The following is a 23,342-nucleotide window of genomic DNA, read 5'->3' on the forward strand; positions in this document are numbered from 1 at the left end:
CATGGTGTCATGCAGAGGCGAAACCAGTAAAAACGCCGCAGGCGTGAGCGCGCGGCGGCGTGTCGAGAAAGAAAAATCAAGATTCGCGGCAGAAAGCCAACAATCAGAACTTCGGCGGCGTGTAGGGCGTGTTTCCATAGCCAAAGAAGCGCTTGTTCGTCGCCTCGGCCACCCGGTTGCACAGCACGTCTCCCATCGTCGGGCGTTCGGTCTTGCACTGGCGGCGCAGCTCCCTCAGGCGCGCAGGATCTGCGACCAGCTCTTCCACGGTCGGTACATTGGTTGCCTGTTTCGGTGTTTCGGACTGGCCGCAAGCGGACAGCGCGGCGACCAACAGGAATGGGGCGATCTGCTTCATGGTCATGACTCGACTTCCTCTTGGGAATCGGGTTCAAGGGGGGGCGTGGCTCTGATGCCGTCCGGCGATTCGATGGCCTGCACACGCTCGATAAAGCGTGACAGCACGTCCGAGGATCCACCTTCCCGGTGCAGCACATAAGTGGTCAGCATGGGTGAGCGACCCGCCAGCGGCCGAGCCACAATCCCAGGCTCACGGCTGCCTGCGATATGCGGCGCTCCGGCTAGGCCCAGCGCAAAGCCCGCCGACACTAACGCCATCATCAAATCGCACGAAGCCACACGTTCGGCAATCAGCGGCTCCATATCTATCCGGCGCAGTACGCGCTCGACTTGGCGAGCATGGCCTTCGCATACGTGCGGATCGCACAACACCAGCGGATAGCGCAGCACTTCTTCCAGCGGGATGCGCTTGTGCTTCAAAAGCGGATGACGTGCAGGAACCGCCACCATCAGCGCATCGCTCCAAACGGCTTCGGCAGTGATGCCTTCTCCAACTTCATCGGACTGGGCAAAGCCCACGTCGTAAAGGTCGTCATGCAGTCCCTTGATCTGCTGCGACAAGGGTACCTCGAACAGGCGAATCTCGACTTCGGGTTCTTCCTGCCGACACAGCGCCAGCAAGGACGGCAGGCGCGAGGGCGTGATGCCGTCGGACAGTGCGATACGCAACTGACCGTGGAAGCCGTTGGTGGCTGCATTCACGCTATCGCGCGCCTGCTGCAAGGCGGTGAAGATGCGCGGCACATGCTCCAGAAACAGCTTGCCCGCCCGTGTCAGCCGCGTGCTGCGGCTGGTACGAATGAACAACTGTTCGCCCAGGCTCTCCTCCAGCTCCTTGATAGTGCGCGACAGCGGTGACTGCTCGATGTGCAGCCTCTCCGCCGCGCGGGCGAAATGTAGTTCTTCGGCGACAGCGAGAAAGCAGCGTAAGTGTCGAATCTCCATTTCGCCTCCTGTTGTCAGTACAAAGGCCGTTTGAGAGTCGCAGCGTTGTAGCCGCTCATCTCACCGAGTTCATCCAGTTCAGGCCTGTCGCCGCTTTTGTGGCGCTGCGCGACTGCCTCGCCCTGCGGTCCGGGCAAGGCGTGTGACCAGCCGCCGGCCAGCGTCTTGTAGACCGCCACCAACGCCGTCGCCCTGCGGGTGGCGCTTTGTGCCAGCAAGTCTTCGGACTCCAAGCGTGAACGTTCGGCCTCCAGCACATCCAAAACATGGATGGCGCCGCCCTCAAATTGCAGGCGAGCCGTCTTGGCTGCCCGGCGGCTGGCCTCGGTCGCCTGTACCAGCATGGCGTACTCGGTCTGCGCGCGCGATAGGCGTACCAGCGCGTTCTCGGTTTCTTCCATGGCGCGCAGCACCGTGCGCTCGTATACCGCCAAGTTTTCGGCAGTGGCTGAATTGGCCGCCGCGATGCGCGACCGCACCCGGCCCACGTCTAGGAAGGAACCACCCACACCGAGCGAGATCATTCGCGTTTCACTATCACGCTCGAACAACGAACCAAAGCCCAACGCCTGCGTGCCGATCAGCCCTCCCAACGTAAAGCGAGGGAACAGGTCTGCCATGGCTACGCCGATACGCGCAGTGGCCGCAGCCAGCCTACGTTCTGCCGCAGCCACATCGGGACGGCGACGCAGTAGATCGCCCGGTGCACCGGCGTTGATCTGGGCGGGCAGCTCAGGCAAGGCTGCGGGGTGATCCAGCACTTCGGCCATCGCCGCAGGCGTGCGGCCAGTGAGCACGGCAATGCGGTGGGCGGCCACAGCAGCCTCAGCTTCAAGCGGCGGAATGCGCGAGCGTGTCAGCGCCAATTGCGTGCGGGCGCGGTCGGCATCGAACGACGTGCCCCGGCCGTTCTCGAACAAGACCTCGATCAGCCGCAGCGTATCGGCTTGGTTGATTTCGTTGTCCCGCGCGACCTGTAATTGCACTTGCAAGCCGCGCAAGCGGAAATAGGCGTCGGTCAACTCGGCCACCATAGCCACTTGTACGCCCGCCAGGTCGGCTGCGCTGGCCTCGGTCTCGGCGCGCTGCGATTCCACGCTGCGCCGCACTCGGCCAAAGAAGTCCAATTCCCAGATCACGGATAGGCCAGCCGAATGCAGATCGTTATCCCGGTCGGAGCGGGACGCATCCGGTGCTTGTGCAGCACTGGCGCGCTGGGTACTGATTTCACCGGACGCGCCCAGCGTCGGATAGTAGTCTTGGCGACGTTCGCGCGACAGTGCGCTGGCTTGCTCGTAGCGCGACAGTGCTATGCGGATGTCGTGATTGGCGTGAAGAGCATTCTCCACCAAAGAGTGCAGCACCGGGTCATCCAGTTCCCGCCAGAATTGCGCATCGGCCTCCGGTACAAGCTGGGACACGGCAACGGGGTCTTGGCGGGCATACGTCACTGCCTGGGGCGCGGCAGGTGCCTTGTAATTCGGCCCTACTGCGCAAGCTGCCAGCGTCAACGCCACCAAAGGGAGCAGTACCAGATGTGGCATCCGACGTAGGCATGGTCGGATGCGGGATGGCGTTTGAAGCATGACGGAATCAGTCCTTGTGGAGTCAGACATGGGTGGCCTCCATGGCGACATTTGCCTGGCGACGTGGCTTGCGCGTCGCGAGCCTGCGTAACGCGACGTAGAAAACAGGAGTCAGGAATAAACCGAACAAGGTCACGCCGAGCATGCCGGCGAACACAGTCACTCCCATAACCTGGCGAATCTCCGCGCCTGCGCCGGAACCGACCATCAGCGGCACCACGCCAGCGATGAAGGCGATGGAAGTCATGATGATCGGGCGCAGACGAAGGCGTGATGCCTCCAGCGCGGCATCGAGGATGCTGTGCCCCTTGCGCTCAAGTTCACGGGCGAACTCCACGATCAGAATGGCATTCTTGGAGGCCAGACCAATCAGCACTATCAAGCCAATCTGCACGAAAATGTTGCTGTCACCACCCGCGAGCCACACGCCCGTCATGGCCGACAACAGGCTCATGGGCACGATCAGGATGACGGCCAGCGGCAACGTCCAGCTTTCGTACAGTGCCGCCAGCACCAGGAAGACCAACAGTACCGCCAGCGGGAACACCACCAGCGCGGTATTGCTTTGCGTGACCTGCTGGTAGCTGAGGTCGGTCCACTCCAGTTGCATGCCTGGCGGCAGCACCTTGTCTGCAATGGATTGCACTTGCTGCAATGCCTGCGATGACGACACCAGACGCGGATCTGACTCACCAATCAGGTCGGCAGATGGATAGCCGTTGAAGCGGATGACGGGATCGGGGCCGAATGTCTTGCGCACGTCCACCATGCTGCCGATGGGCACCATGTCGCCATTGGCGTTGCGGGTGCGCAGTTTGACCACGTCCTCGACAGAACTGCGGAACGGTGCGTCCGCCTGAGCCATCACCCGGAAGGTGCGGCCAAAGCGCGTGAAGTCGTTGACATACGCCGAACCCAGGTACACTTGCAGCGTATCGAAAAGATCGGTCACGGCCACGCCCTGTGCCTTCGCCTTGGTGCGGTCCACTACGGCGTCAAGCTGCGGCACATTGGCCTGATAGGAACTGATCGGATATTGGAATCCCGGTTCTTGCGAGATGGCCGTCGCCAGCTCGGTGGTCGCCGTCTGCAATGCGGCATAGCCCTCACGGTTGCGATCCTGCACGTAAAGAGAGAACCCGGAACCCGCGCCCAGCCCCATGACAGGGGGCGGCATGATGGCAAAGGCCAGACCGTCCTGCTCCTGAGCGAAGCGCTCGTTCAACTGTTCCGCAATCTCGGTTGCAGTGTGCTTGCGCTCATTGATGGGCTTGAGTACGAAATACACTAGGCCGCTATTGGACGTGTTGGTCGACTGCAAGCCGTTCATGCCCGGGAACTGCACGGCGTTGTAGACGCCATCGGTCTTGAGCGCGATGTCGCTCACACGGCGGACCAGCGCTTCCGTGCGCTCCAGGGATGCACCCTCGGGTAGCTGGATGACACCGATGAGATACAGCTTGTCCTGCATGGGGATGAATCCGCCAGGGACGGCCTTGAACACAGCTCCCGTCGCCACCAGTAGCGCGATGTAGACGAGAAACACCGCACCACGCCGCCCGAGGATGCGCGACACGCTGTTTCCATAGCCATCCGCGCTGCGCAGGAAGAAACGGTTGAACGGCCGGAATATCCAGCCCAGACTGCGATCCAGCACCCGCGTGGGCAGGTCTGGCGCGGCACCATGCGGGCGAAGCAGGCGCGCGGCCAGCGCAGGCGACAGCGTCAGCGAGTTGATGGCCGAAATTACCGTGGAGATCGCAATGGTGACGGCGAACTGTTTGTAGAACTGCCCTGTCACGCCGGACAGGAATGCCATAGGCACGAATACCGAGCACAGCACCAGCGAGATGGCGACGATGGGGCCACTGACTTCGCGCATGGCCTGATGGGCCGCAGCCAGCGGCGCCAGCCCTTCGGCGATGTTGCGCTCGACGTTTTCCACCACCACGATCGCGTCGTCCACCACGATCCCGATGGCAAGCACGAGTCCAAAAAGCGTGAGCGTATTGATGGAAAAGCCCAGCATCAGCAGCACGGCGAAGGTGCCTACCACCGACACCGGCACGGCTAGCAGTGGGATGATGGAGGCACGCCAAGTCTGAAGGAACAAGATCACCACCAGCACCACCAGTCCGATGGCTTCCAGCAGAGTGTTGACGACCGCCTTGATCGACTGACGCACGAAGACAGTTGAGTCATACTCCACCGACCATTCCACTCCCTCGGGAAAGCGCTTGGCCAACTCGTCCATCTTCGCGCGGACTTGATCCGAGATTTCGATGGCATTGGCGCCCGGGGCTTCAAGGACAGAGATCGCGACAGCAGGCTTGTTGTTGAGCAACGACATCAGCGAGTAGCTGGATGCGTCCATTTCCACGCGCGCCACATCTCGCAGCCGGGTGACCTGACCCTGCGATCCGGTCTTGACGATGACGTCGCCGAACTCTTCTTCCGTCACCAGCCGGCCCTGCGCATTGATGGACAGGAGGAAGTCGCTTCCCGAGGGGTTGGGCGGCGCACCTAGTTGACCGGCCGAGACCTGGACGTTCTGTTCGCGCACGGCTTCGACCACATCGCCGGCGGTCATACCCAGCGCCGCAATTTTGTCGGGGTCCAGCCATAAGCGCATGGCGTAGTCGCCAGAGCCGTAGATCTTGGCATCGCCCACCCCCTGGATGCGTGCCAACTCGTCGCGTACATGGAGCACGGCATAGTTGCGCAGGTACAGCGCGTCATAGCGATCGCCCGGCGAGCGCAACTGCACGACCAGCGTTTCGTTGTGGGACTGTTTGACGGTCACCACACCTTGCTGGCGCACCGCTTCGGGAAGACGCGGCTCTGCCTGGGCGACACGGTTCTGTACCTTGACCTGGGCGTCGTCGGGATCGGTGCCAGGACGGAAGGTGACGGTCAGCACCAACACGCCATCACTACCGGCCACGGACTTCATGTAGAGCATGTTTTCCACGCCGGTGATGGATGCCTCCAGTGGTGCGGCTACCGTGTCGGCGATTTCGCGCGGATTTGCGCCAGGATACGTGGCGCGAACCTGTACGCTGGGTGGCACGACTTCCGGGTACTCGCTGACGGGCAAGAGCGGGATCGCGATCAACCCAACCACGAAAATGATGATGGACAGCACGGCCGCAAAAATCGGCCTGTCCACGAAAAAGCGGGCAAAGTTCATGATGGCTGGCTCTCCGCGCTCATTCGCTCGCCTGGGCGTTTTGTCGGCCTGCAGGCGCCATTTCAATGTCCTGGGCCGTCACTGGCATGCCGACAGAAACCTTCTGGATGCCGTTGACGATCACGCGGTCGCCGGGATTTAGACCTTCCTCGACGATGCGCAGGCCTTCGGCCTTGCGTCCCAGCGTGATGTCGCGGCGCTGGGCGGTGTTGTTCTCATCGATCACATACACGTACTTGCGGCTCTGGTCGGTCAGGATGGCCTTGTCGTCGATCAGCATGGCCTCGAAACTGCCGCTACCCGGCAGGCGCACTCGGGCATAGAGGCCCGGCGTAAGCAGGCCGTCGGGATTGACCAGGGTGGCGCGTGCGCGGATGGTGCCGGTGGCCGCATCGACACGGTTGTCCACGAAGTCCACGTTTCCGGCGTGTGGATAGCCGTTCTCGCCGACCAGGCCCACCTGCACCGGGATACTTTCGCTGCGCTGGTCGGGGCGCTCTCCGTTGCGAGCCATGTGGGCGTAGCGCAGATAGGTACGCTCGTCGACATCAAAATGCACGTGCACCGGGTTCAGCGAGACTACGGTGGTCAGGATGCTGGCCTGGCCGTCAGCACTCACCAAGTTGCCTGCCGTGACCAGTGCACGTCCGGCGCGGCCTGTGATGGGCGAACGTACCTGGGTGAACGACAGATCCAACTTGGCGGTCTCGACTGCGGCTTGGGCGAACTGCACGTTGGCTTGGGCCTGATCGGCGGCGGCGTGGCGCTGCTCCAACTCCTCGGTGGAGGCTGCTTGCAACGAAGCCAGCTTTTGAGCACGGGCCGCTTCGCTACGTGCCAGTGCGGCCTGCGTGCGGGCGCGGGCCAAGTCTGCTTCCGCGCGAGCCAGAGCAGCACGGTAACTGCGAGCGTCAATCTCGAACAGCACGTCGCCACGTTTGACGATCTGGCCCTCTTCGTAATTGACCCTGTCGATGTAGCCACTCACACGTGGCCGCAGCGCAACGCCTTCCACCGCCTCGACGCGGCCATTGAACTCATCCCATTGGACGATCTTGCGCACCGACACAGGTGCCACGCTGACCGTGGGTGGAGGGGCGGCGACCGCGTCGGCGGCGTCGCTATTGCAGCCAGCTAGGGACAGCGCCAGCAAGCTCGCCGCAGCTAACGGCAAGGCGCGGCGCCAGGAAGGCAGGACCGCAAGGTAAGGCAATGTGCTCATTGTTTTCAGTCTCGAAGGGATGGCGAAACCCGGTTGATAAAATTTGACATACGTGACGTATGCCATTTATCATCCACTCATACGCAACGTATGTCAATCATTTACATACACTTCTTATGTGAAAAATCGGAGGACGACCTAATGGCACAAAAGCGTGCAGAGATGATTGAGGAAACGCGGGCCAAGCTCATCAGTGCCGCCCGCGCTGCGTTCGCAACCGTGGGATATGCGGACAGTTCAATGGATGAGCTGACGGCCCAAGCCGGACTGACGCGCGGAGCGCTCTATCACCACTTCGGTGGAAAGAAAGGGCTGCTGGAGGCGGTCATCGCCCAGATTGATGCAGAGATATCTGGCCGACTGGCCGTCATCGTCGAGGAGGCGGAGTCCACCTGGGACGGCTTCGTTCAGGAGTGCATTGGCTACATCAAGATGGCCGTCGAGCCCGAAGTCCAGCGGATCGTCCTGCTGGACGGGCCAGCGGTTCTGGGCGATCCCTCCCAGTGGCTCTGCCAGAACGTGTGCATCGTGAACACGCGCCGCAGCCTCCAGAAGTTGATCGAGGAGGCAGTCATACGCCCCGTCGATCCCCTGGCGACGGCCCGCCTGATAAACGGGGCGCTGCTGGGCGCATCGCTGTGGATCGCCAGCGCAGACGACCCACGCGCCGCTTCCGAAAAAGCCGTGCAGGGATTTCTTGTACTGGTGGCGGGCTTGCGGCGGGACACCTCTCCCGCGCAGCCGTAACAACCCAAAGGTGCCGACCGGCAGGCCGGACTCTTTGACCCAGAAATATAGGAGTAATATTGAATGTCATCTCAACTCCAAGACGCTCTAGGCATGTTCGCCTTTCTCGCTATCGAGCTATCGGTTTTATTCATTGGCATTAGCTTGCTGGTCGGAGTTCTTCAACGTCACATCCCACCATCCAAGGTGGAAGCGTTACTGACTTCCAGTGGGAAGCGAGGCTATTTTCTTGCTGCTGGTTTAGGAGCTATAACGCCCTTCTGTAGTTGCTCGACTATCCCCATGTTGAAAGGGTTGATTCGGGCACGGGCCGGTTTTGGGCCGATGATGGTGTTTCTTTTCTCATCTCCGTTGCTGAATCCTATCGTCGTCGGCCTGCTGGTTGCCACGTTTGGATGGACACTTACTGCTATCTATGTGCTCGCCGCTTTGGTGGTCGCGGTAGGTGCCGGATGGCTGCTTCACACGCTTGGCTTCGAGCGTTATGTGCGCCGGACGGCGACACAAGAGAGCAGTGGATGTAGTTCATCAGCAAGCCCGTGCAGTGCTACATCGACCGCATCGAGTTGCGGCACCAACAGCTGCGACACCACTCCGAAGACGGCTTCTTGCGGGGCTGATAGGAAGACAACAGTCTCTACGTCTAGCGAATGCTGTGACAGTCAACCCACTGTCACGGTTAAGAAAGAAGGGAAGTACAGTGGTGTGTGGCGGGAAGCTTGGTCGGACTTTATCGATGTGTTGCCTTACCTGCTCATCGGTATTGCGATTGGCAGCGTGATCTATGGTTTCATGCCCACTGACTTATTGGAGCAGTATGCAGGCCCAGATAATCCCTTTGCCATTCCAGTTGCCGCTGTCATCGGCGTGCCGTTGTATATTCGCGCTGAAGCCGTCATACCTCTGGCAGCGGCTCTGATGGCCAAAGGCGTGGGTGCCGGGACGGTGCTAGCGTTTATCATCGGCAGTGCCGGAGCCAGCCTGACTGAGCTCATTCTGTTGCGCTCTTTGTTCACGCTGAAGCTTTTAGCGGCGTTTTTAGCAGTCATTTTTGCTATGGCGATGATTGCCGGTTACGCCACCTACCTGTTTTTCTGATCAAGGCGGGAGATGATTAATTCGTTAAGCCTTCCTGGGTACCAGTTGGTGGATTCTGATGAGCAGAATGAAGACATACATTTTCGGCTTGAAGCACCTACACCAGTAGCCTGCGAGGGGTGCGGCGTGCAGGGTGAGTTCGTGCGGTTCGGCAAGCGTGACGTTCCCTATCGTGATCTGCCCATCCACGGCAAGCGGGTCACTCTCTGGGTGGTCCGCCGCCGATACACCTGCCGGGCCTGCAAGACAACATTCAGGCCCCAGCTACCGGAGATGGTGGACGGATTCCGTATGACACTGCGGCTGCATGAGTACGTGGAGAAGGAATCCTTCAACCACCCCTACACCTTTGTGGCGGCACAGACCGGCCTGGACGAGAAGACGGTGCGCGACATCTTCAACGCCCGCGCCGAGTTCCTGGGGCGCTGGCACCGCTTCGAGACGCCCCGCATCCTGGGCATTGACGAGCTATACCTGAACAAGCGCTACCGCTGCATTCTGACCAACATTGAGGAGCGAACCCTGCTCGACCTGCTGGCCACCCGCCGCCAGGACGTGGTGACCAACTACCTGATGAAGCTGAAAGACCGGCAGAAGGTCGAGATCGTCAGCATGGACATGTGGAACCCCTACCGGGCAGCGGTCAAGGCTGTGCTGCCCCAGGCCCGTATCGTGGTCGATAAGTTCCATGTGGTGCGCATGGCCAACGATGCCCTAGAGAGAGTGCGCAAGGGCCTCAGAAAGGAGCCGAAACCGTCCCAGAGCCGGACTCTCAAGGGAGACCGGAAAATCCTGCTGAAACGCGCTCACGAAGTCTCAGACCGGGAGCGCCTCATCATGGAGACCTGGACAGGCGCGTTCCCGCAACTGCTGGCCGCCTACGAGCACAAGGAGCGCTTCTACGGCATCTGGGACGCCACCACACGGCTCCAGGCAGAAGCCGCCCTGGACGAGTGGATAGCCACCATCCCGAAGGGCCAAAAGGAAGTCTGGAGCGATCTGGTCAGGGCAGTGGGAAACTGGCGCGAAGAGACCATGACCTACTTCGAGACGGACATGCCCGTCACCAACGCTTACACGGAGTCCATCAACCGACTGGCCAAGGACAAGAACCGTGAAGGGCGCGGTTACTCCTTCGAGGTGATGCGGGCACGAATGCTCTACACCACGAAGCACAAGAAGAAGGCACCGACTGCGAAGGTCTCTCCTTTCTACAAGAAAACCATCGGTTACGGACTGCCGGACTTCGCAGAGGAACTCAACTACGGAGTCGATCTATCAACCATCTGAGGGTGGTATCAGATTGATGGGGTGAAGGTGCCCCATCAACCATTAAATCCGTATACCCCAACCATTAAATCCGTATACCCGTATTTCTCAATGTCCCGTCTTTTGGCGACGTGGGTCACATCCATGACCTGTGGCCATTCATGGGCTACGTCACGGCACAGACGTCGCGCATCGCGCTCGCAACTGGCAGCGTCATCACCACTCTGCGTCATCCCTTGCTTGTGGCCAAAGCAGCAGCCTCGATCGACCGCTTGTCAAATCAGCGCCTGGTGCTAGGTATCGCCACGGGTGATCGGCCAACAGAGTTCCCGGCCTTCGGTCAGACAATGGATGCGCGAGCCACGTTGTTCCAAGAAGCATTGACTGTGTTGCGTCAAGCCTGGCGTGAGGACTTCCCGGAAATCTCCACGCCCCGAGTGAACTTGTCGGGTGCAGATACGCTGCCGAAACCGGCGTTGAGAGACATTCCCGTGATGGTGACTGGTCATTCACGCCAGTCGGTCGAATGGATTGCCGAGCATGGGGATGGCTGGCTTTACTATCCCCAAAATATCGCGCAGCAAGCCATGACAATCAAGAATTGGCGGTCGCTGACACCAAGATTCAAACCCTTCACGCAATCCTTCTATATTGACCTGTCGGAGAATCCCGATGAACCCCCGTCGCCCATCTTCCTCGGGTTTCGGGCTGGTCACCGATTCTTTACTGACTACTTCAGCCGCTTGCGCGATATTGGGGTTAATCATATTGGCCTCAACCTGAAATACGCGACACGTCCGGCGCATGAGATTGTTCAGGAACTTGGCGAGCATGTCGTACCGCACTTTCCGGCGCACGCTACTGCCCATTTGGAGGAGGCGCAGGATGCTGCACGGTCATAAAATTTTTGCCTGGGATCTCGCTTTTACTTCTTCGGCTGGTACCTATGCCTTCGATGTCCAATGCGAAATGCTGGCTGACATCGGTTATGACGGCCTGACCTATGCCGTCTGGTCAGGGAGCCGATGGGAAACCGCAAAGCGTCTATCCACCGTGAAAGATCGTTTCGGTTTGGAGGTCTTTAGCGTGTATGTGGTGATCGACCTGGATCAGGGCCCACAGCATCCCATCAACGCAGGACTCTTGCGGATGCTTGAGGAGATGGAAGGCGTGAAGGCTGTCAATCTTGGAATCAGGACGGCAGGCCACGGTTCAAATCATCGAAAGGCACCGGACGACAAGGTATTGCAGGACTTCCTTGGTCGGGCACTTGAGATTTGCGCACGGCGCGGAATTGACATCCTGCTGTATTTTCATCTGGGCTTCTGGATGGATCATTACTCCATTGCGGCACAGATCTGCTCGGTCGTGAACCATCCGAATCTCGGCATCGTGTTTCCAAGCTATCACTGGTATGGCTACGAAACCAATGCAGGCAGCCCGACGGAGGGCTATCAGGCAGTAGACCCGACGCCAGCGTTAATGGCGTCAACACCCTTCATGCGGGAATTGACTCTCAGCGGCGCAACCCGCAGCCCACTTGGCTGGAGTCGTATTGCCACTTTCGAGGCGCTCGATGCAGGAGAACTCGACAACTTCGCACTTCTTGGACTTGCCAAGTCGTTCGGTTATACCGGCCCCGTCGGCTATGACGGCACATTGGTCGGGGGGAATCCATACAGCACGCTCAAACGCTCCTATGACGCGATGGACGAGATGTTGGGTTTGCTGACAAAGCACCCTGGTTGGGCCAAGCGTGAAACGCACCCGTAACCTATGATTGAGCACACCTACATGTCCCAACACCCTTTGATTGCTGCCCAATTGAGGCAGGCGATGCGCGGCGTGGCCTCCACGGTGACGCTAATCACGTCGATCGCTCCCGATGGCCACGGACACGTAATGATCGCCAGTTCATTCACATCAGTCTCACTGGAGCCGCCCACGGTTCTAGTGTGCATTGGTCAGCAAACCCGTATCCATGGGCCGCTGCTGGCTGCTCGACGATTCTGCATCAATGTACTCCGCGCAGAACAGGAGGTACTTGCGGTGCACTGCCGTAGCGCCACGGGGACCGACCGTTTCGATCATGAAGCCTGGCGATTTGATGAAGTCAATGGGTTGCCCTATCTGCAAGGGGCGCAGGCTTCGCTGTTCTGTGAGCTGATTGAACACCATGCAGTCGGCACCCACTCGGTAATGCTGGCCAGTGTCGAGCGTGTGCTCACATCTGCATATGCCGATCCACTCGTCTATCTGGATGGCCGCTTCCGGGCCATAGATCCAACCCGTTGAAGATATGCAGCGAAGAATTTCACAACTGCCTCGGCATATCTCTAGACAGCCTGCCGGGTTATGTGGCTGAGACTCTTCGAGCATTAGCCAATGCCCATTCCCCGCTGCCGTCCGATTTCCCACGCCACGCCGCCACCGCTCACCGTCGCGGCAAGTTGCTGCCCCAGTCGCTGTTCAATCACCGGCTTCCACGGCACCAGACTGAACCCCATGCCGTCGTCTAGCATCGCGTAGCGCCCGCTGGCGAGCATGAGGCTGCGCCGGTAGATGCCAGCCACGCGCTGCCCGTCGGTGACGGGCCGATGCGCTAGGCCGATTTCGGCGGCAATATCCTTGGCGGCCTTTGCCAGTTCCCGATTCCGCAGCGTCCCCAGCAAGTTCCGGGCGAGGATCACCCGCTGCCCACGCCGCTGGGCCAGCCCCTGTTCTTCAAGGAAGTCGGCGCGCTGCTGCAAGGCTTCCTTCGTCTCGCCGCCAAAGCCCAGATCGCCCAGCCCCTTGCCGCCACCGATCAACTGCTGGTCCAGCCAGGTCGCGCCGATCACGCGGGCCTGCCGCTCGATGGGCAAGTGCGATTTCAGCTCCACCGCCACGCCGCCCAGGCGCTGTGCGTCGTTCTGGCGGCCACGTTCGGCCAGGTCGTCCGGCACCTTCCATAGTCCATCAGCCACACGTTCCACGATGCCGGCCCGGCGCAGGGCTTCCAGTCGGCGGACATGGGCCGCGACGACCTCCTGCGGGTCGCGGCCGGGCTTGGCTCGGCCTTGCTCGATCGCCAGGTGATGATCGGCGCGGTACAGGCCATCGCTCGCCAGCGCGGCGATGTTCTTGTCGGCCGCCCGCACCTCGTTGGAACCGCGTACCTCCACCACGGCTCCGGTGGGATAGTTCGCCAGCTCGTCGCGGGCGTTCAAAGCGACGTAGTGGGCCTTGCCGTCCACGCCGTCGATGACCAGATAGCCGCGGTCGTGCAGCTCGTCGGCCAGCCCCTTGCCGGCCACGCGGCCGACGATGGTGCGGCCGTCGTCGCCGGGCTCAAACACCGCCTGCTCGCGCGGCTGGCCGCTCATGGCGCGCTGCATGGTGCGGATGATGTCACCACGCTCGCCCAAGGCGCGCAAGGTCTTCTCCGCGTCGGCATGCACGGCCCAGGTGCCGGGCTGCGTCTCGTCAGCCAGGCCCAGGCGCTGCAAGCGTTGGAGTCGGCCGATCAGCAGCAGCCGCTGGCGTTGCAGGCGGGGCTCATTGAAGCGCTCGATCTGCACCCGGCCATCCTCGCCGGCCTCACGCTGCAATGTGCGGTCGAGGCTCGTCCACCGCTCCTGTTCCACCTCGCGCTGCAAGGTCTGCTGGATCTCCAGTTCGGTGCGCGGCCCCAGCCATTCCGTCGCCAGTTCGGCGGCGCGATGGCGGAAGCCGTGGGCGATGTAGTCGCCCGCGATGATGAGGTCTTTGCCGGTGTCGTCGCGCCCGCGCACGATCAGGTGGGTGTGCGGGTTGTCGGTGTTCCAGTGATCGACTGCCACCCAATCCAGCCGCGTCCCCAGATCGGCTTCCATGCGGTTCACAAGATGCCGGGTGTAGGTGCGCAGGTCGTCCAGCTCGGCCCCGTCCTCGGGCGAGACGATGAAGCGGAAATGGTGCCGGTCGTCGTTGGCCCGCTCCTTGAAGGCATCGAGGTCGGCATCGTCAATCTGCGGCCCGTAGGCCCGGCCCGGTTCGCCATCGCGGCCGGCGCCGTCGCGCTCGATGTAGCGCAGGTGCTTGGCGAGCGACTGCGGGCTGGCGTTGCGTTGATTGACCAGTAGGGTCTTGATGGTCACGCGCCGCGACATGGACGTCAGCTTCGCCCCGGCGAAGCGCGCCGCCGTATGGCCGCGCCCCAGGCGCGAGCCGGGCCGCTGGCCGGCGCGTGCGCCGCTGCCGCCGGCTGCGGAATGGCGCATCGAGGACTTGCCGCCGCTGGCCTTGCCCGCCTGCTTGAGTACCTTGGAAACGAAGCTCTGGCCCTGGCCTTTGCCCCGGTTCTTCGGGGCGCTCGGACGCACCCGGAAATCGTCGTCGCGGCGGGCGGTCATGGCTGCGCTCCCTGCAAGCTCTGGCGTGTCCTGTCGTGCGAAGCACGGGGACATGCCTGCATTGGCGCGGGCCTCGCGCCCCAAGCGGCACGGTGGCGAAGCCGCTCCGTGCCGCGCCACCCCCATGTGCAGACAGGCTTTCTACGCGGCCTGGTGCCGCGTCCTTTTGTCTTGCCTTCCGCCTTTGCCCCTCGCTGGCGCTCCGGGCAGCGGCGGCCCGGCGGCGCTGCTGCGTGAGCAGCCAGCGCGCCGGCGAACGCGGCGACGGCCATAGGCCGGGCGCGTTCGAGGCAAGACGCCTGCACATGGGAAGGCAGCGCGAAGTGCAGCGCGGATGCGCTGGCATTGCACGCGCGACGACATGCAGAAAGCCACTGGATCGGCACGCCCGATGGCACGATGAGATGCACGGCAACGTGCAGCGAATTGGCCGCCATCATGGGCGGGCCTCCAGCCAGACCGGACGCGCAACGCCGATCACGGCGGACGCGCGCACGGGCCCGAAATACCGGCTGTCGAATGACGCCGGGTTGGTGACGCTGAGCAGGAACAGCTCGCCGGGCCGCAGGCGGCGGCACTGCTGCCAGGATGGCAGCGGCCGGCCCCAGCGGTCGGCGGACAACACAGCGGCCGAAGGCACACCGTCGATGCGAACGCTGCCGCCAGTAATGCACACCTCCTGCGGTGCTATCGCGCCCACGCGCTTGAGCAGTGGAACGCGCGTCGGCAGGTAGCCGCGCTGCGCGGCCAGCGCGGCAGCGTCAGGCGGCAGCGTGGTCAGGACGATGCTGCCCACGGCCAATGGACGTGGCAGCGCGCCGGTGCGCAGGTCAAGCGGATCGACGCGATACCAGCCGACCGCCACGCTGTCGGACGGGTTGTAGGTCAGACGCGGCAACGGATGCACAAAGGACGCCCAGGCCAGCGCAGCGAGGCCGCAGGCGGACAGGCCCGCCAGCACGAGGCGAGCGCGCAGGCGTGAGCGAGGCCGCGTTGCCATCATCGTGGTCATGGCAATGCCCTCCCGGCCAGCCAGGCGGCGTGCCGCTCGGCGGTGTATTCGGGCAGCGGCAGGCGCGCAGCGAGCCGATTGCCCAGCGTGCGCCAGTACGCGGGCGAGACGGCAACGGGCGCGATGCCCAGCGCCTCGATGGCGTCGATGCGTTCCAGCACGGCGCGCACCTGGTTGTCGCCCTCGGCGTGCAGCAGCAGGCGCGCGCCTGGCTGCACGCCGGGGATGCGCTGCGCCGCATCCAGCGGCGTGCAAGCCTGCATCACCATGAGCTGCCAACGCACAGTGCCGTAGTCGTTGGCCTGCCAGTGGATGCGGCACAACATGGCGCCCGGCTGGAACACCGCGCAGCGCCGCCAGCGGTCGAGCTGGTGTGTGCGCGCAGGCTCGCCGAAGCGCAGGTAGAGCTTGAAGCGCGGTTCGATGTAGGCCAGTGCCACGCGCGTCAGCGGCGCGCTGGCAGGCTGGCCGGAAGGTGCTGCGAGCGCAGCCGTGGCCGCGCTAGCGGCAGGCGAAGCGGATGCAGTCATGGTGCGTTCTCCCTACGTTGCTCTGGAAACTCCCGTTCCAGCAGGCCGCGCAGCAGGTCGGCCACGGTCACGCCTTGCGTGAAGGCCGACACCTTGATGCGCGCCCGCATCGCGGACGTGATGTCGAGAGTCAGGCGGGCGGTGTAGAGGTCGCCCTTGCCCAGCGCATCCGCGTCGCCCTGGCGAATCCACGCCTCGGCATGCGGATTCGCGGGCGGACGCGCGCCGATGCCGACGCGCTTGGCCGTGCGCTTGCTGTTCGGTGATGGCTTCTCTGTCATGACGGCCACCGCAGCAGTTCGTCTACCAGCGCAGTGATTTCACGCGCGGCCGCGCTGTCCGGCGCCGTCTCGCGTGTAAGCCGGCCAGCGGCCACGCTGTCGGCGAACACGATGCGTTGATGCACTTCCGAGCGCAGCGCAGGAAGCGGCTGGTCTGCGAGCGCCTGGCGTGCTTCGCGTCCGATCACGGTGGTGCTGACGCGCCGGTTGATGACGAAGGCCGCGCGCAGCGCAGGCCGGAACACCTGCGCCTCGCGGATCAGCGCCACCATCTCGGCGCTGGCCCACAGGTCGTAAGGGCTGGGCTGCACCGGGATCAGCACGCGCTCGGCCGCCAGCAGCGCGGAGCGCGCCAAGGCGGCGATGCGCGGCGGCCCGTCGATGACGACGTGATCGGCCCGCCTGGCGAGTTCTGGCGCCTCTTGGTGCAGCGTTTCGCGTGCGAGGCCCACGGCGCCGAACAGCCGTGGCAAGCCTTGCTGGCTTCTGCGCTGCGTCCAGTCCAGCGATGAACCCTGCGGGTCGGCGTCCAGTAGCACGACGTGCTGGCCGCGCATCGCCAGTTCGCCGGCGATGTGCGTGGCGAGCGTGGTCTTGCCCACGCCGCCTTTCTGGTTGAGCAGAGCGACGATCATGGCCTGGCCCTCCGCGTTGGAAAGCCCGGCTGTTGCCGCTGCGTTTGCGGCCGCGTGGTGGTTGTCCACCGCAGCGGCGTTTCCCTACTAAAAGTTAGAGAAATTAAGTTAGGGAAGTTAGAGGGCGAGGAAACCCAGCGCTGGCGCGGGTTTGCGGCCGATCTGCACGCCTGATAGCACGATAGTCCCACGCCTGATAGCACGATACCCCGCACGCCTGATAGCACGACACCATCCACAGGCTTTTCCGAAGTTATCCCCGTGCCGTATGCGGCACGGGCCGGAAGGTCAGCAGCTCCATGCCGTTGTCCGGCATTCGCTCGATGCCCAGGACGTAGCCGGGCAGCGACTGCCGCGCGACCAGCGCGCGCAGGTCGCAGGCGAAGTCGTAGGGCTTGGCGGTACTGCCCGATTTCTGGTGCAGGTAGCGAAAGTCGAACTGCCAGCCGTATTCCTGCTTGCCGCCGTGCTTGCGCACCAGCCGGTACAGCCAGCGCTCGATGCCGCCCGTGAGCCGGAAATACGCCGGGTCGATGGTCAGCACCAGGGCGGCGTCGAGCACGCCGGCATAGAACCAGTCCGGCAGGATCAGCTCGATGCCCAGCGGCGTGCCGCTGGCATCGGCCAGTTCCTTCCATTCGTTGATCCACGAAAACCGATGCAAGCGTCGTCCGCTCGTCTCGCGGATGGACGTGGCCACCGTGGTTGATTGCAAGCGATCCAGCGCGGCTTTGAGGCGCTGGTAGTCGCGCAGCGACTTGCCGCGCCCGATGAAGCGCAGGATCTCGTAGGGCGTGGCGCGCATCAGCCGTGAGGGCCGCAGGCCCGCGTCCTTCGCCTCCACGATCTGCGAGGCCGCCCATATCAGCACGTCCGAATCCCAGATCGTGGCGATGCCGTGTTCCTGCGTGCCCTCCACGCGGATCGTCACGTTGCCTGCACGGAAGTCGATGGGCTTGACCCGCTTGGACTTGCCGAGCGAGAAGAACGGATAGGCCATCAAGTCCTGGCTGTCGCGCGGCGCCATGTCGCCCGGCAAGGCGCGGAACAGGTCGAGCTGTTCGCGTTCTTGCAACGGCCGCTGCCGCATGGGCAGCGCAGTGCTGGACATGGCGATGGCCTGCCGCGCGCCGCCGATCAGCGCGCACGACTGTCGGCCGAGTGGTGCTCGGCGTATTCGGGATCGGAGGTCGTCTCGAAGCTGCGGTCGGCCGCCCAGGCATCGAGGTCGGCCACGGCGTACATGACGCGCCGGCCGAACTTGCGAAACTTGGGGCCGCCGCCGATCACGCGCTGCTTCTCCAGCGTGCGCGGCGACAGGCGCAGGTAGTCGGCGGCTTCGTCGTTGGTGAGATAGCGCTGCGGCTGCGCAGCGGGAGTCGAGACAGTAGCGGCAGGCCGCAAGGGAGCAGGACGCATGGTGAACACCTCCATAGCTTTCAAAGCTCCGGCCACACAGCGCAACCGGATGGAGGCAGTCTCAGAAAACGCGGCCCGCGTGCTCAGGGTCGTTTTGCGTCGCCTTCAAAACGACCCTTCTCAAGCGGTGAAAGCTGTGCTAAGCGGCGATAGCCGCCGCGCATCAACGCATCGCCGCGCCGCACCAGGCGGCGCACCTTGGAGCGCAGGCCGCCGTCGCTGTACCAATCGGCCACGGCGTCGGCACCGAACAGCCCTTCGCCGACCTCGCGCAAGGATGCGCCCGCCAGGGTCGCGTCGAGCGCCTGCAAGGTATGCAGCTCCAGCAGTGCAGCGGGTGGTGGCCTGGGCATGGCATGGGCCAGGGCGGCATCCAGCACGGGCACATGACCACAGGCAGGCGCGGCAGCGCCGCCGCGATGGGCATGTGCGACCGCCATGCCGTCTTCAAGGCTTGGAGCGAGCGCGAAGCGCGCGCAATGGCCGGGGCTGCGCGCGATCAGCGTCAGTCCCTTGCCGTCGTGCAGCAGTTGCTTGTGTCCGGGTATGCGCCAGAACGCGAAGACGGCCGCATCCGGCGGTGGATCGGCATCGGGATGGAGCTGCACCACGGCCGTATGGCCGGGCAGCCAGGCCGGATGCGCGTCGCGCGCATCCAGCGCCGGGTCTTCCAGCAGGCGCAAGCCCCAGCGATGCGCCGCCTGCTGTGCGGCCTGTGGCCGGCGATGGTGGCGCAGCCAGTCAAGCCGGTAGTCGGGATGCCTGCGCAGGTACTCCCAGGCCAGCGCCAGCGCATCCAGCCACAGGATGTAGAGGTAGGCGGCAGTGGGATACCAGTGCGCAACATGATGAGGCTGGATCATGGCGAAAGCTCCTGTCGAACCGCAGGAACGCCGCCACGGGCAGATCAAAACGGAGCTACCGCATCCAGATCAAAACCATCATTTGCATCAATTCAAAGCTGTAACATGCGGTGTCAAGACCGATTGGCTCCGGTGTATTGCGAATCCCGTCCGAATGCGACGGCCGCCTGACCTCAAAACGTCGCGCGGCATAAAACACCGTGCCCGAACCCGCATCAGAGATCGTGACTGATTCGGTCATGCCAGCACGGTTTTGGTGCAAGAGTGCGAATTCAGACCGGACAGGTCTGGAGTAAGACGGAAATAGTCTCAATACGCCTCGCTTGTCCGCAGGGCGAATCGCTCAATCGAGGACGGAACCGTTCTCCTGGGCCAGCCGCAGATATTCCGACAGCGGGCGTGCCGCCTGGAAATACCGATCACGCATCACGGGCTGCTTGCGCGGCCCGACGATGGACTCCAGATCGGACAGCTTCACGGTGCCCAGCTCAGGCATACCGATCCCCAGGTCGATCAGGCCGAAGGCCGTATCGGCATCAACGGGATCGAGCGCGGTCAGCAGCCAGATGGCGTGCGCGTCGGGGGTGAACAGCCGCACGACGGGTAACGGGTCGATGGCCTCGCCACCGGCACGGGCCCGGCCGTGGGCCAGCAACTGCCTGCGCTCGTCCTCGGTGATGAGTCGGTTCATGGGCGGCCCCTTCTTGGAACAAATCCGCCGAAACGTGAAAGCGTAAAGCCATCTCGGCGGATTTGGAGATATGCACGGATGCGGCTTTGCGCTTTTGTGGGAAGCCGCAAAAGCGGATTTCCGTAAAAACGTAGAACCACAAAAAAGGATCGAATCGTATGAATGAGTTAAAGATAACGTGGTTTTAATTGTGCTGCGAATTGACGCTTCTGTCTATGCAGAAGCGCACCGTCCAGCGCGGCCGACCGGCCGGCTCCACCACCCATGACGCCGAGTTGGCTCACGCCTTCGGCGCAGCGGTGCGTGCGCTGCGGATGGAGCGCGGCATCGCGCAGGAATCGCTGGCGCACCAGGCCGGGATCGAGCGTTCCCACATGGGCAAGATCGAGCGCGGCGAGCACATGCCCACGCTGGCGATCATCTTCAAGATCGCCGGCGCGCTCGAATGCAGCACGGCGGTGCTGATGAGCGAGGCTGAAAGCCAGCTCGCAGCAGCGGCCCAGCCGTAGGCGACGGCCCAGCCGATCCGGCGCCGCCGGTTCGGGGAGTTCAGGGGCGCCAAGCCACGCGCGGCGGGGATAGCCCGCAGGGCTTTCCCTGGAGGCAAGCGAAGCGCGCCGCGTCGCAGTCGCAGAGGGAGGTCAGTACCCAGCCACCCCAAATAGCTGGTGTGCCATTTTATGAGGGCCTACTACGTTGATTCCTATCCCCCTATCTCTATCGCTGTGATGCAAAAGTAGATCGACCGCCTCGTCAAGAACCTGTGTATCACCTTCTTCTTGCAAATGTGCTTGGTACCAGCGCATTGATAGACCCGCCACTATATCGGAGAGTTGAATTCCTGTGCTTTCTGGTGATGCCTTAAAAAACAAATCAGCCATTTGCTGAAAGTTATAGTCTGAATAAGGCAATTTGAATTGTGCGGGGTCTACCTTAGCGTTCTCAGCCTGGAATTTGGCTTCGGCGATGATTTCATCGAAGTGGGCTTGCTCATCATGGAAAATTCGACATCCCTCCAAACTCCCAGACAAGTAAAGATTCATTCTGGCATAAATGTTGGTGAAAGATGAGAAATTCGGAAGCAGCCAAATCTCTTGGTCGCGCTTGCCGATGTCCGGGAGAGGCAAGAACCGTCTATGGGCTTTGTCTCCCTCTTTCTCAATCATGATGCGGAAGTCATCTTTGCTTTCTTCCACCTGCGAGGCGATGCCCTGCGCAACTTCATGGGAATGTTGGCTTACACAATCTTTGAGAAGATCGAAGTAGGTGCCAATCTTTTCATTTGATGGATTGTTCATGCATTGAACGAACTCATAAACCACATCGCTGGGAACTCGGTAATAAATGTAATCGGCAAAGATGTTTTTCATCCAAACGGTATCTTGTGATTCTGGAGTATTGAAATACGGAGGCCAGATGAAGCCGTTGGTAATGCTTACAGCCAGTTGGTACTTTTTGTCTACAATCTCAATGAAGAATGGGAAGTCGCTCTTCACCAAGAGATTGATGGCATCAAGAGCGAAGTCAGGCTTGCGCCTCAGAATTTTGCTGAGTTTAAGTTCGTTGGCCTGAATTTTGTGCTTCTGCCTTAAGGCGGCAAGCTCTGCTACAAGGCTGCTCTCATTAGAAATTCCCACTGCTGCCAAACTGAAAACAGCTTGCCCACCGAAATCAAGCGCTGCGCTAGTTCGCGCAAGATCCCCGGTATTGCCACTCTCGTCTATGTAGAAATCCATATCTCCCCCATCACAACGGAAAATTACAAATGAATGCCAATAGACTTGCGCAGCTTACGTGCTGCGAGAAGTCTAATGGAGACGTAGAAAGAGCCAAACCTCCGAGGGAAGCCAAAGGAGGTAAATAAGTTCCACATGATGCCTGAGGGGGCCGATTTCTTTGGCCTGCCCAATCGCTTCTGGTCAACGCCACCGGTTCGGGGCATTCAGGGGCGTCGAGCTACGCCCGGCGGGGATAGCGTTCCGGGCTTTCCCCCAGAGGGCAAGCGAAGCGCGCAGTGCTGCAGGCGCGAAGGCGTGAGGGATTGGAGCCGGATGGCCGTGACGGCGAAGTCGGCACGGGGCGCAGCCCGCAAAGCCCGGCGGTGCGACGCACCGACACGCCCGGCCGTTCTTGCAGCCTCAGTCCCAACGCATACGGAAGCGACTCGATACGGCGCAGCCCAGGCGATGGTGCTGCCTCCATACAGTGCCGCGAAAGCAGCACTGCGCCCCGCCGCGTGGGCGGGGCGCGGCGGCGGTCACGCCGCCTGGAGCTTGCTGCGCGACCAGATCAGGTCGTGCGTGCCGTTTTCGCCTTCGATCAGGCGGGCATAGACCGTGGCCGGGAACGAAGGATCGTCGAGGGTCACGGAGATGTATTCCCGCCCGGCCTCGCTGATCTTCTTCCACGCCGCGCCGATGTCGTGGCCGGCCGCCTGCAGGCGGAAGTCCGGGGCCTTCTCGTTGTCCCCCTTATCGTTGGGCATCAGCTTGACCTTGACGTTGAGCGTCAGGGTGCGAAGCGTGCCGGTGAAGCCGTCTTTGTCTGCGGTGAAGGTGCCGATGTTGGCCATGATGATTTCTCCTATCGGTGGAACAAGGTTCGCGCCCATCGCGTCCTTGTTGTGATCCGGCCGGCGGGGGACGGGCTGGCTGCACCGCTGGCGGCCGCAACGTAGTGGAGGGCCGGGAGGCGAAAAGAATTTGTCCCGCGAGGAATGCGCCGAACGCAGTGACAAAGCAGGGGAAATTGTTTTCGCCGGACGGTTGCAGCCATGAAGCCCGAGGCGCAGCCGTGCCACCGCCAGGATTCACAACAACACAAGGACGCCTTGGGCCGAACCACCCCCCATCCGAAAGGAGACAGGGCCGACTCGGTATCCCCGCCCGAAGGCTGCACCGGCTCGCCCCTGACGCGGGCCAGGTCAACCACCCGACGACAGGCGAGAACGCACCCGCCGCACCGTGCGGCGCCGGTCTATAGGCGTGCTGTGGAAGCGCCATAGCGATGCCGGGCGGGTTGTCTGTGAACCGTCCTTCGTGACGTGATGGGCAGGAACCGCCAGCGTTGAGGACGGCACGTATCCGCACAACCTGCCGCAGCAAGCTCCAGCGCGTTCGCC

General features: G+C 62.2%; 24 protein-coding genes. 7 read left to right on the forward strand and 17 right to left on the reverse strand.

Translation table 11 applies throughout. The features are described from left to right. Nucleotides 1-103: 103 nt before the first annotated feature. The 5 genes from FQY83_RS09020 to FQY83_RS09040 are packed head-to-tail and all read right to left on the reverse strand — an operon-like array spanning nucleotide 104 to nucleotide 7,303. Nucleotides 104-358, reverse strand: coding sequence for an EexN family lipoprotein (locus FQY83_RS09020; protein ID WP_024718240.1), 255 nt, complete (start codon nucleotides 356-358; stop codon nucleotides 104-106). A gap of 2 nt (nucleotides 359-360) precedes the next feature. Continuing rightward, nucleotides 361-1,305, reverse strand: coding sequence for a LysR family transcriptional regulator (locus FQY83_RS09025; RefSeq protein WP_004350822.1), 945 nt, complete (start codon nucleotides 1,303-1,305; stop codon nucleotides 361-363). Nucleotides 1,306-1,319: 14 nt separating this feature from the next. Then, the gene (locus tag FQY83_RS09030; RefSeq protein WP_230965739.1) at nucleotides 1,320-2,942 is read right to left on the reverse strand and encodes an efflux transporter outer membrane subunit; all 1,623 of its coding nucleotides are present in this window, start codon (nucleotides 2,940-2,942) and stop codon (nucleotides 1,320-1,322) included. Continuing rightward, nucleotides 2,914-6,081 (reverse strand): efflux RND transporter permease subunit, encoded by a 3,168-nt coding sequence (locus FQY83_RS09035; RefSeq protein WP_022960604.1) that lies wholly within the window; start codon nucleotides 6,079-6,081, stop codon nucleotides 2,914-2,916. The genes FQY83_RS09030 and FQY83_RS09035 overlap by 29 nt, the downstream gene beginning before the upstream one ends. Nucleotides 6,082-6,100: 19 nt before the next feature. Beyond that, nucleotides 6,101-7,303 carry an efflux RND transporter periplasmic adaptor subunit gene (locus FQY83_RS09040; RefSeq protein WP_021204037.1) on the reverse strand — a complete coding sequence of 401 codons (1,203 nt, stop codon included), beginning with the start codon at nucleotides 7,301-7,303 and terminating at the stop codon, nucleotides 6,101-6,103. A 141-nt stretch (nucleotides 7,304-7,444) separates the two neighbouring features. On the opposite strand from FQY83_RS09040, the gene FQY83_RS09045 reads away from it, so the two are divergent. The 6 genes from FQY83_RS09045 (at nucleotide 7,445) to FQY83_RS09075 (ending at nucleotide 12,712) form a co-directional block, all read left to right on the forward strand. After that, entirely contained in the window at nucleotides 7,445-8,050 is a 606-nt protein-coding gene (locus FQY83_RS09045; protein ID WP_023047514.1) for a TetR/AcrR family transcriptional regulator, read from the forward strand. 63 nt (nucleotides 8,051-8,113) lie between these two features. Further along, nucleotides 8,114-9,148: a permease gene (locus FQY83_RS09050; RefSeq protein ID WP_009586987.1), complete on the forward strand. Its 1,035-nt coding sequence runs from the start codon at nucleotides 8,114-8,116 to the stop codon at nucleotides 9,146-9,148. Nucleotides 9,149-9,160: 12 nt separating this feature from the next. After that, on the forward strand, nucleotides 9,161-10,438 hold the full coding sequence (locus FQY83_RS09055; RefSeq protein ID WP_022960607.1) for an ISL3 family transposase: 1,278 nt from the start codon (nucleotides 9,161-9,163) through the stop codon (nucleotides 10,436-10,438). Between the two features lie 74 nt (nucleotides 10,439-10,512). Beyond that, the gene (locus tag FQY83_RS09065) at nucleotides 10,513-11,319 is read left to right on the forward strand and encodes a TIGR03571 family LLM class oxidoreductase (RefSeq protein ID WP_223822194.1); all 807 of its coding nucleotides are present in this window, start codon (nucleotides 10,513-10,515) and stop codon (nucleotides 11,317-11,319) included. Beyond that, entirely contained in the window at nucleotides 11,303-12,190 is an 888-nt protein-coding gene (locus FQY83_RS09070) for a sugar phosphate isomerase/epimerase family protein (protein ID WP_004350834.1), read from the forward strand. Before FQY83_RS09065 ends, FQY83_RS09070 begins: the two co-directional genes overlap by 17 nt. A gap of 3 nt (nucleotides 12,191-12,193) precedes the next feature. Further along, on the forward strand, nucleotides 12,194-12,712 hold the full coding sequence (locus tag FQY83_RS09075) for a flavin reductase family protein (protein ID WP_004350836.1): 519 nt from the start codon (nucleotides 12,194-12,196) through the stop codon (nucleotides 12,710-12,712). 83 nt (nucleotides 12,713-12,795) lie between these two features. Here FQY83_RS09075 and FQY83_RS09080 read toward each other — a convergent pair whose 3' ends face one another. From FQY83_RS09080 to FQY83_RS09135, 10 genes are all read right to left on the reverse strand, one after another. Beyond that, the gene (locus FQY83_RS09080; RefSeq protein ID WP_022960609.1) at nucleotides 12,796-14,790 is read right to left on the reverse strand and encodes a relaxase/mobilization nuclease domain-containing protein; all 1,995 of its coding nucleotides are present in this window, start codon (nucleotides 14,788-14,790) and stop codon (nucleotides 12,796-12,798) included. A 436-nt stretch (nucleotides 14,791-15,226) separates the two neighbouring features. Next, entirely contained in the window at nucleotides 15,227-15,802 is a 576-nt protein-coding gene (locus FQY83_RS09090; protein WP_039388925.1) for a S26 family signal peptidase, read from the reverse strand. Then, nucleotides 15,799-16,332, reverse strand: coding sequence for a DUF2840 domain-containing protein (locus tag FQY83_RS09095; protein WP_039388927.1), 534 nt, complete (start codon nucleotides 16,330-16,332; stop codon nucleotides 15,799-15,801). The genes FQY83_RS09090 and FQY83_RS09095 overlap by 4 nt, the downstream gene beginning before the upstream one ends. After that, the gene (locus FQY83_RS09100) at nucleotides 16,329-16,613 is read right to left on the reverse strand and encodes a hypothetical protein (protein WP_039391707.1); all 285 of its coding nucleotides are present in this window, start codon (nucleotides 16,611-16,613) and stop codon (nucleotides 16,329-16,331) included. Before FQY83_RS09100 ends, FQY83_RS09095 begins: the two co-directional genes overlap by 4 nt. After that, entirely contained in the window at nucleotides 16,610-17,248 is a 639-nt protein-coding gene (gene parA, locus FQY83_RS09105) for a ParA family partition ATPase (protein ID WP_039589798.1), read from the reverse strand. Before parA ends, FQY83_RS09100 begins: the two co-directional genes overlap by 4 nt. Nucleotides 17,249-17,501: 253 nt before the next feature. Further along, complete coding sequence (locus FQY83_RS09115) at nucleotides 17,502-18,359, reverse strand: replication initiator protein A (RefSeq protein WP_039388929.1); 858 nt, start codon at nucleotides 18,357-18,359, stop codon at nucleotides 17,502-17,504. Nucleotides 18,360-18,385: 26 nt separating this feature from the next. Beyond that, the gene (locus FQY83_RS09120; RefSeq protein WP_039391709.1) at nucleotides 18,386-18,667 is read right to left on the reverse strand and encodes a helix-turn-helix transcriptional regulator; all 282 of its coding nucleotides are present in this window, start codon (nucleotides 18,665-18,667) and stop codon (nucleotides 18,386-18,388) included. A gap of 83 nt (nucleotides 18,668-18,750) precedes the next feature. After that, nucleotides 18,751-19,530, reverse strand: coding sequence for a DUF2285 domain-containing protein (locus FQY83_RS09125; RefSeq protein WP_039388930.1), 780 nt, complete (start codon nucleotides 19,528-19,530; stop codon nucleotides 18,751-18,753). 55 nt (nucleotides 19,531-19,585) lie between these two features. Next, nucleotides 19,586-19,771 carry a hypothetical protein gene (locus FQY83_RS09130; protein ID WP_126533991.1) on the reverse strand — a complete coding sequence of 62 codons (186 nt, stop codon included), beginning with the start codon at nucleotides 19,769-19,771 and terminating at the stop codon, nucleotides 19,586-19,588. Nucleotides 19,772-19,873: 102 nt separating this feature from the next. Continuing rightward, on the reverse strand, nucleotides 19,874-20,221 hold the full coding sequence (locus tag FQY83_RS09135) for a DUF2958 domain-containing protein (RefSeq protein WP_039388932.1): 348 nt from the start codon (nucleotides 20,219-20,221) through the stop codon (nucleotides 19,874-19,876). Between the two features lie 215 nt (nucleotides 20,222-20,436). Between FQY83_RS09135 and FQY83_RS09140 the strand changes: the two genes are divergently transcribed. Further along, nucleotides 20,437-20,730, forward strand: a complete 294-nt coding sequence (locus tag FQY83_RS09140; protein WP_011516230.1) for a helix-turn-helix domain-containing protein — start codon at nucleotides 20,437-20,439, stop codon at nucleotides 20,728-20,730. Between the two features lie 132 nt (nucleotides 20,731-20,862). Here the strand turns inward: FQY83_RS09140 and FQY83_RS09145 are convergent, their stop codons facing one another. Both FQY83_RS09145 and FQY83_RS09155 read right to left on the reverse strand, forming a co-directional pair. Next, complete coding sequence (locus tag FQY83_RS09145) at nucleotides 20,863-21,957, reverse strand: DUF3800 domain-containing protein (protein WP_039388936.1); 1,095 nt, start codon at nucleotides 21,955-21,957, stop codon at nucleotides 20,863-20,865. Nucleotides 21,958-22,478: 521 nt separating this feature from the next. Then, a complete protein-coding gene (locus tag FQY83_RS09155; protein WP_039391711.1) occupies nucleotides 22,479-22,793 on the reverse strand; it encodes a DUF736 domain-containing protein in 315 nt (104 codons plus the stop codon). Nucleotides 22,794-23,342 lie beyond the last annotated feature (549 nt).

Origin of the sequence: Luteimonas marina (genome assembly GCF_007859325.1) — a bacterium.
Taxonomy (GTDB): domain Bacteria; phylum Pseudomonadota; class Gammaproteobacteria; order Xanthomonadales; family Xanthomonadaceae; genus Luteimonas; species Luteimonas marina.